Origin of the sequence: Algoriphagus sp. A40 (assembly GCF_002002735.1) — a bacterium.
Classification (GTDB): Bacteria; Bacteroidota; Bacteroidia; order Cytophagales; family Cyclobacteriaceae; genus Algoriphagus.
This window is the reverse complement of record NZ_MUNY01000084.1, coordinates 61,501-69,650: the sequence shown is the minus strand read 5'-3', so window position 1 is coordinate 69,650 and position 8,150 is coordinate 61,501. Positions and strand designations below refer to the sequence as shown.

Annotated in this window: 8 protein-coding genes; 5 read left to right on the top strand and 3 right to left on the bottom strand. The window is 42.9% G+C overall.

All coding sequences use genetic code 11. The features are described 5' to 3' along the window. The first annotated feature begins 58 nt into the window (after positions 1–58). Positions 59–670 carry an HD domain-containing protein gene (locus B0E43_RS22385; RefSeq protein WP_077353640.1) on the top strand — a complete coding sequence of 204 codons (612 nt, stop codon included), beginning with the start codon at positions 59–61 and terminating at the stop codon, positions 668–670. 36 nt (positions 671–706) lie between these two features. Here the strand turns inward: B0E43_RS22385 and B0E43_RS22380 are convergent, their stop codons facing one another. Next, positions 707–1,198: a DUF4494 domain-containing protein gene (locus tag B0E43_RS22380; RefSeq protein WP_077353639.1), complete on the bottom strand. Its 492-nt coding sequence runs from the start codon at positions 1,196–1,198 to the stop codon at positions 707–709. Between the two features lie 198 nt (positions 1,199–1,396). Between B0E43_RS22380 and B0E43_RS22375 the strand changes: the two genes are divergently transcribed. After that, on the top strand, positions 1,397–3,655 hold the full coding sequence (locus B0E43_RS22375) for a patatin-like phospholipase family protein (RefSeq protein ID WP_077353638.1): 2,259 nt from the start codon (positions 1,397–1,399) through the stop codon (positions 3,653–3,655). 21 nt (positions 3,656–3,676) lie between these two features. On the opposite strand, the gene B0E43_RS22370 is transcribed toward B0E43_RS22375, so the two are convergent. Continuing rightward, the gene (locus B0E43_RS22370; protein WP_077353637.1) at positions 3,677–4,156 is read right to left on the bottom strand and encodes a DUF962 domain-containing protein; all 480 of its coding nucleotides are present in this window, start codon (positions 4,154–4,156) and stop codon (positions 3,677–3,679) included. A 76-nt stretch (positions 4,157–4,232) separates the two neighbouring features. Here B0E43_RS22370 and B0E43_RS22365 point away from each other — a divergent pair, with 76 nt between their 5' ends. The 3 genes from B0E43_RS22365 to B0E43_RS22355 are packed head-to-tail and all read left to right on the top strand — an operon-like array spanning position 4,233 to position 7,469. Further along, positions 4,233–5,360, top strand: a complete 1,128-nt coding sequence (locus tag B0E43_RS22365; RefSeq protein ID WP_077353636.1) for an FAD-binding oxidoreductase — start codon at positions 4,233–4,235, stop codon at positions 5,358–5,360. 49 nt (positions 5,361–5,409) lie between these two features. Next, complete coding sequence (gene nhaC, locus B0E43_RS22360; RefSeq protein ID WP_077353635.1) at positions 5,410–6,867, top strand: Na+/H+ antiporter NhaC; 1,458 nt, start codon at positions 5,410–5,412, stop codon at positions 6,865–6,867. Next, positions 6,864–7,469: a 3'-5' exonuclease gene (locus B0E43_RS22355; RefSeq protein ID WP_077353634.1), complete on the top strand. Its 606-nt coding sequence runs from the start codon at positions 6,864–6,866 to the stop codon at positions 7,467–7,469. Before nhaC ends, B0E43_RS22355 begins: the two co-directional genes overlap by 4 nt. Here the strand turns inward: B0E43_RS22355 and B0E43_RS22350 are convergent. Continuing rightward, positions 7,456–8,082, bottom strand: a complete 627-nt coding sequence (locus tag B0E43_RS22350; RefSeq protein ID WP_077353633.1) for a YigZ family protein — start codon at positions 8,080–8,082, stop codon at positions 7,456–7,458. The genes B0E43_RS22355 and B0E43_RS22350 overlap by 14 nt on opposite strands. Between the last annotated feature and the right edge of the window lie 68 nt (positions 8,083–8,150).

Genomic DNA, 8,150 nt, shown 5'->3' with positions numbered 1-8,150 from the left:
GTTTTGATAATATGTAAAGCAATAAATTTTATACAAAAAACATAAAAATATATTTAAAATGAAAAACGTTTCTCTTTTTTTAAATCAGTCTGAGTTTGGTAAACCCGAAAATTCAGGAAATGTTTTGGCTGAAGCAGATGCAAAAAAAATCCTGGACCAATGGGTTATCAATGAAAAACTAAAAGTTCATATGAAGCAGGTGGCTCATTTGATGAAAGCATTTGCGGAGTCGAGAAACCTAGGAGATCCCGTCGCCCACAAATGGTACTTGGCAGGGCTGCTCCATGATGCAGATTGGGATCAGTGGCCGGATCAGCATTGTCGAAAAATTATCGGAGAATTGGAAGCCAGAAACATTGACCCAGAAATCATCCGGGCGATTGCCTCCCACGGCCCTAGGTATTTTGGGGTTGAACCGGAATCTGAAATGGATAAAATGCTTTATGCCTTTGATGAATTAAGTGGCTTTGTGCATGCCTATTCTCTCATGAGACCGGAAGGCTACCTGGGGATGGAAGTAAAGGGGGTCAAAAAGCGATTGAAAGACAAGACTTTTGCCGCACAAGTCAGCCGGGAGGATATTCAGGATGCCAGTGACCGGGCAGGAATTTCGGTAGAGGACCTAATCCAGTTTGTAATCTCCAACCAGCCGGAAGCCGATCTGAGGTAATGCAAAATGGCCGCAGAATCCTGCGGCCATTTTGTTTTATTGTTCCTCTTCCAGATTTACCGGCCGGAAATTACCGGGAGGCAACTGCTCCGCGACCTCGTCTTTTTCAAAAGGAAATACTTCAACAATCGAGCTTTCGTTGATGTCCGGCACCCTGAAGCTCACCAGCATGTTGCTGAGGCTTTCTTGGATTCTGTCGTAGGCCTGACGCACATCTTCAGCTGTTACGATCATGTACTGAGTGACTTTTTTCTCCTTGCCGTTTTCTCCGTCAGCGATCAGATAAGTGATTTTGCATTTGTGCCAAACATCTGCATCCTCGTAGAAAAATACGTCCACGATATTGCTTTTGCTGATGCCGGTCACCTGAAAATCACCCCTGATTTGAGAACCCAAACGGTCGTATAAGATCGCTTCGGCTTCTGTAAATGATACCGCATCTACCAGATATTGCTCAGAAATGCTCTTAAGTAAGCCTTCCTCATTTTCTTTTGCATACTTGACTTTGCACAAAAACCAGGTTCTCATTTTTTTGACTTTTAGGGATCCGAAGGTACTTTTTCTATTCTAAAGCTGCGAATAATTTGGAGGGATATCTTATCAAATCAAGGAGGTGAATGATTCAAATGTCTGACAGTCAGGTTGGAAATTTTGGACAACCTTTCAAAACCGCATCTTCAAGTTGTAATTCCCAAAAAAGATTAACTTGTTCTCAACAATTAACCCATGCGAGATAGAATTTTATACTCCTTCCCAGTTCAGTTATTTTTGCTTCATCTTCGCAAAAACCTGACTTTGGTGCTTGTTTGGGTCATTTTATTGGGAGTCATTCTTGAGCAGTTAGGCGTCGTTTTGGGTATTCCTTTTCTGTTTTTAGATCCTGAGTATTTGCACGAGGTTTCCTGGTTGAGCTTCTTTTTGATTGGGGTTGGAATGGCCATACTCACCATGGCATTTCACATGACCACTTATATCATGGATGGACGGCAGTTTAAATTTTTGGCACTGGTGCCAAAGCCATTCATCCATTTTTGTCTCAACAACTCGATCATACCGCTTATTTTTTACCTGATCTATAGTGTGAAGTTTATTGTTTTCCAGATGGACAATGATCTTCCTTCTGATTGGGAGGTATTGAAGTTTTACCTGGGGTTTGCAATGGGCAGCCTTGTTAGTTACACTTTGATCTTTGGATATTTCGCTTTTACCAACAAGGACTTCTTCATCATTTTTGCCGGTACTTTGGATAAAAGACTCCGTAAGGTTCGCTTCACCCGAGCTAACGTCCTGAGTCAGTACAAGGAGCTGAAGGCCAAGAAAGATGAGGTGGTCAGCTACCTTAATCTCAACCTGAAACTGGTAGATGTACGGCCTGATATTTCCAGATTTGAGACAACCAAACTCTTGCGTGTGTTTGACCAAAACCACCTGAACCTTTTCCTGATACAGATTTTCCTGATTTTGTTTGTTCTGTTTTTGGGATTTTTCAAGGAAAAAGAAGTCTTGCAGTTTCCTGCCGCCATGAGTGTGACTCTTCTTCTTGCCATCTTGGTGATGCTGGTCGGGGCAATGAGTTTTTGGCTTAGGAGCTGGGCTACTTTGGTCGTTTTTTTAATGCTTTTTTCCATTAACTATTTCTCGAATTTCTCCTTCCTAAACAGGCCTCATGAAGCCTTTGGGATCAATTATGAGAGCAAACCCGCAGCCTATACTTTGGCTAGGCTGGATTCCCTCACTCATCCGGATACCTTAGCAAAAGACAAGGAAAATACCATTCGAATTCTCGAAAACTGGAAATCAAAATTCCCAAATGATTCACTTCCTCAGCTTGTCATCGTAGCAGCAAGCGGAGGTGGCCAAAGAGCCGCGCTTTGGACTCTGCATGTCCTGCAGACACTTCATCAAAAAACATCAGGGTCAATTTCCAAGCATACCGAACTTTTTACCGGGGCATCTGGGGGAGTGTTGGGTGAGGCATTTTTCAGGGAAATCTATCTGAGATCTCTTTCTGATACCTCTATTGATCCAAGTGACCCCGCCTATTTGTCGCAAATTTCGGCAGACAATCTCAATCCTATCCTGTTCACCTTATTGGTTAATGATCTCCTGATCAGAAACCAGCGGTTTGAATACCGTGGCTACAGCCATCTCAAGGATCGTGGTTACGCCTTTGAAAATCAATTGAACATCAACACCAATAAAATTCTGGACAAGCCATTGGAAGATTATCGTAAACCTGAATTCGATGGCAAGATCCCCATGCTTCCTGTCACAGCACTGGTGACAAATGATGGCCGGAAATTGGTGATTTCTCCACATTCGATGTCGTATTTGGGGAGTTCGGTAATGGGGAAAACTGGTATCGATGAAAAAAAACAGTCCATTGATTTCAGGCGTTTTTTTGCCGGACACGATGCGGATAATCTCAGGTTTCTGAGTGCCTTGCGGATGAGTGCCACTTTTCCTTTTATCACACCCAATGTGGAGTTGCCTTCAGAGCCAGTCATGGAGACTATGGATACCGGACTTGCTGACAATTTTGGCATTCAGGATGCATTACGGTTTTTGTATGTATTTCAGGAATGGATTGCAAAAAATACCAGTGGAGTAGTTTTGGTTTCAATTCGGGATTCCGAAAAATCCGCTGAAATTCCACAAACTGAACCTCCGAGAATTTTTGAAAAAATCTTTATTCCACTGAAAAATATATACATCAATTGGGACAATATCCAAACGATCCAAAACGAAGTCCTCTTCAATTACATGGATGAATCCATGCTCTTTCCATTGGAAAGGATTGAGTTTGAATACTCTCCTGAACTTGTCCAGGCCGAAGAATTGTCTGGTTCACAGGAGACGATGCAACGCGCATCACTCAATTGGCGGTTGACAGCCAGAGAGAAAAGGTCAATTTTGGCCAGTATAGATTCCTATCGTAACAAGAAATCAATCCAGCGAATCCAGGAAATATTTCCCCCAAATTAGCAACCAGGGTTTCCGTGTGCCTTAATAGGCAAATCCCAGTTTCTTATAAATAAAATGCATCAACCAAGCTGGTCCAATCATCAAAAATTGAACATCCTTAAAAAATGAGGGCTTTTTACCTTCGATTTTGTGGCCTACAAACTGGACGATCCAGGCAATGACAAAAATCCCAAGGCTGATCAACCAGAGTTTTCCGGGAAAGGCAAGGTTAAGGAAATTTGCCAAAGCAAGGCATAATGCAGAAAAGAAAAACATTCCCAATGTCAGGGGTGCCGATAGCGAGACATAGTAGACTAGAATTAGACCTAAAGCAATCGTGGCCCAGTTTGCAAAATTGCCCAAAAATGGGAGTGTGGCGGGCAGGAATCCGGCTGGGATACTGAAAATCAAACCGACCACGCTGAAAAAGATGGCTGGAACACAAAACCAATGTATCAGTTTATTGGTGTGATTCCTGTGGCTTTCGCCATATTCCTCCAAAAGCAAATCTATTTTTCGCATGGTTTTTTGGGTTTATTTGCGGTAGTTTCAATCCAAATTAACCAACTCAATCCAAATTTTAAACGATACCCTTTCGATGTTTAGTTATTGGGAGCAAAAAAACTTTTTCAACTACGACTTGATCGTGATCGGATCTGGGTTTACGGGACTTTCTACTGCAATCCATTTCAAGAAAGATCACCCTAAAGCAAGTGTGCTTATTTTGGAAAAAGGCGTATTTCCCACCGGGGCCAGTACCAAAAATGCGGGATTTGCCTGCTTTGGTAGTCTGACTGAAATCCTGGATGATTTTTGGAAAATGACCCCCGAAGAGGTTTTTGAACTGGTCAAAAGAAGGTATCGGGGACTTCGACAAATCCGTAAAAACTTTGGTGATGCTACCCTAAAGTACAAACCAAATCATGGCTATGAGCTATTGGAAGCCGAAAATGCAGCTGCAGCCGATCAAATAAGAGAAGTCAACAAATTGCTGAAAGCGCTTTTTAAAAAGGATGTTTTTTCACTGGTCAAAAAGCCTCAGAAATTTGGTTTCTCAGATCGGATCAAATTTGTCGTCGAAAATAAATTTGAAGGGGAGCTCGATCCTGGTGCCTATTTGGGTGCACTTTGGGAAAAAGCATCTGAACTGGGTATAAGAATTTTGACCGGAGTCGCAGTGGTTGAAATTCAAAAGGAGGAGGGGGTGGTGCTTGCCGAAAACTTGGCAAAAAATAGAATTTTTGAATTCAAAGCTGAGAAAGTCGCCATTTGTACCAATGCTTTTTCAAAGAAACTATGGCCGGAATCTGACCTGGAGCCGGGTCGGGGATTGGTTCTTCTCAGCAAACCCCTTGCAGAGAAAATTCCGTGGAAAGGCTCGTTCCATATGGACAAAGGATACGTCTATTTTAGAGAAATAGACGGGCGACTGCTTCTTGGTGGAGCCAGAAATAAGGATTTTGAAAAAGAGAAAACGCTCGAATTTGAAACGAATCCCAAAATAAAAGCCCACCTCCAGAATTTGGCCAAGGAAGTAATTTTTCCCGGCAGGAAGCTGGAATGGGAAATGGAATGGACAGGGATCATGGCTTTTGGTCCTAAGAAAAGCCCACTGATTCAAACTATTGGCAAAAGAACGGCTGTAGCAGTACGACTTGGAGGAATGGGAGTCGCCATAGGATGGCAGGTTGGAAAAGAGCTTTCTCGACTACTTTCAAAGATGTAATAGATTTTTTTCCTTAGATTCAAGCCCACCAAACTACCGGATTTACTGAATGAAAGGCCAGCTAAAAGCTCCCCGAATAATAGATGCACTGATTCCCTTACTATTTTTAATAGTCCTTCTAATTATCAATATCCAGATTTTTGGAAATGACAGCTTGTCCGGTTCCAATCAGATGGTTCTTATTTTTTCAGCTGTAGTGGCAGCTTCGATTGCAGTATTTAGATTGGGATTTAGCTGGGACACCCTTCAGGAGGGGATTGTGAAAAGCATCAGCTCAGCGATGGGTGCAATTTTGATCCTGTTCTTGATCGGAGCTTTGGCAGGAACCTGGCTTATGAGCGGAATTGTACCTGCAATGATCTATTACGGACTAGAGGTCCTCAGTCCTGAGATATTCCTTTTTGCAGCTTGCTTTATAAGTTCAGTTGTTTCTGTCGCAACAGGAAGCAGTTGGACCACCGTAGCCACAGTTGGTGTTGCTTTGCTTGGAATCGGAAAAGCCCTTGGGTTTGAGGAGGGAATAATTGCCGGTGCGATCATTTCTGGGGCCTATTTCGGAGATAAGATGTCACCGCTGAGCGATACCACAAATCTTGCTCCTGCGATGGCCGGTACGGATCTTTTCACCCATATCAAATACATGGCAAAGACCACCACGCCGACGATGATTATCACCTTGCTTTTGTTCATCATCATTGGCTTGAATTATGAAACGGCAGGAAGCGTGGAGGATGTAAAAGCCATTTCAGAGGCGATTTCGGCAAAATTCAATATCACAGGTTGGTTGTTTATTGTGCCTTTGGTCGTTTTGGTGATGATTGTAAAAAGAGTGCCGGCTATTCCGGCTCTTCTCACAGGTGCTTTGTTGGGTGGGGTTTTTGCGCTTATTTTTCAACCCGAAATTGTGAAAATGGTTGCAAATGATACCGGCTCATTTGCCTATCTCGGTTTTAAAGCTGTGATGATGTCCCTCTACGGGAAAATAGCCATAGTCACTGAAAATGACATTGTAAATGAGCTTTTGGTAACCGGCGGAATGGCAGGAATGCTAGATACCATTTGGTTGATCATCTGCGCCATGGTTTTTGGTGGCATTATGGAGGAAAGCGGAATGCTAAAAGTTTTGGCCGAAGCTATTATTGCAAAAGTCCATTCCGTTGGGTCGCTTATAGCTTCAACGGCTGCGACATGCGTATTTTTCAACATCACCACTTCGGATCAGTATTTGGCCATATTGGTGCCTGGCCGAATGTATGCCGATGTATATCGAAAGCGTGGACTGAAGCCAGAAAATCTCAGCCGTACGCTGGAAGATTCCGCAACGGTCACTTCGGTTCTTGTACCTTGGAACACTTGTGGTGCCACGCAAGCTTCCGTTTTGGGTGTGGCTACTTTGACCTATGCACCCTATTGTTTTTTCAATATCATCAGTCCGATTATGACTATTCTGTATGGATATTTGGAAATCGGAATTCACTATTATGAGCCGGAAGAAGAGTTGGTATGATTCCTTATAGTATTAGCAAAGACGAAATAAACGAGTTGCCACTAGGCCAGTTTGAGGGTAAAATTTACCTGATTGACCGTCCGGATCAAGTAGAGGATGCAGTTGATTTTCTGGAGGATCAGCAGCTCATCGGTTTTGATACCGAAACCAAACCTTCTTTTAAAAAAGGTCAATTCAACCACGTTTCACTACTTCAGCTATCCACATCGGATCAGGCCTTTATTTTCAGACTGAATAAAATAGGCTTCCCGGATCCACTCAGGAATTTGCTGGAAAAAGAAAATCTGGTAAAAATTGGTGCTGCAGTTCACGACGATCTCAAAGCGCTCAAAAAGTTGACCGACAGTTTTTTTCCACTTTCCTTTTTTGATTTGAACGATGAACTTAAGAAGGTGGGCTTCCAAAATGTAGGAGTAAGGAATCTCTGTGGAATGGTGTTGAAAATCCGGATTTCAAAAACCGAACAAGTATCCAATTGGGAATCTGAGATCCTTACCGAAAAACAACTGCGTTATGCAGCTACGGATGCCTGGGCATGCCGAGAGGTATTCAAAGTCCTCCGTGAGGAAGGCCTTCTCGACAGCCTCTTCAATCGTTTTTGATTTCCATACCTTCGATTCCTTCAAGTTTTGTAAAAACTTGGCCCTTTAGTCCTTCCCGAAAGGTCAGAGTCATCCTACAATCCAATTCCATTTCCTGGGAGAAAATTTCTAAATCATGGGCCTTCACCACTTTCATTACCTCGTTCATCGAGGGATAAGGAAAGCGGAGATTCATGGAAATTTTCACCCACTCCCGAATGATTTGGTTTTCCTCGATTGCAAGTGCAGCAGCGGTTTTATAGGCTTTGATCAATCCGCTGACACCAAGCTTGGTGCCTCCAAAATACCGCACAACTACGGTCAGGACATTGGTGAGTTGATTGGACCGAATTTGTCCTAGGATTGGATCACCTGCAGAATGATTGGGCTCACCATCATCATTTGCTCGGAACTGTGTCCCGTCTTGGCCCAAGACCCATGCATAGCAATGGTGGCTTGCATCAAAGTAGGTTTTCCGAAGAGCGGACAATTCAGATTTAATGGCTTCTTCAGTCTTGACCGGAAAGGCGAAGTACAGAAATTTGCTCCCAAGTTCTTTGTATATCCCTTCAGTTTTGCCGGCTAATGTTAGATAGGAATCGTTTTGATCGGGGTTTTCAGGATAATCATCCATCAGTAATATTGAATATTCTAAATTGAAATTAGAAAATTAACTTTAGGCTAACGGACCCTTAACCTCAT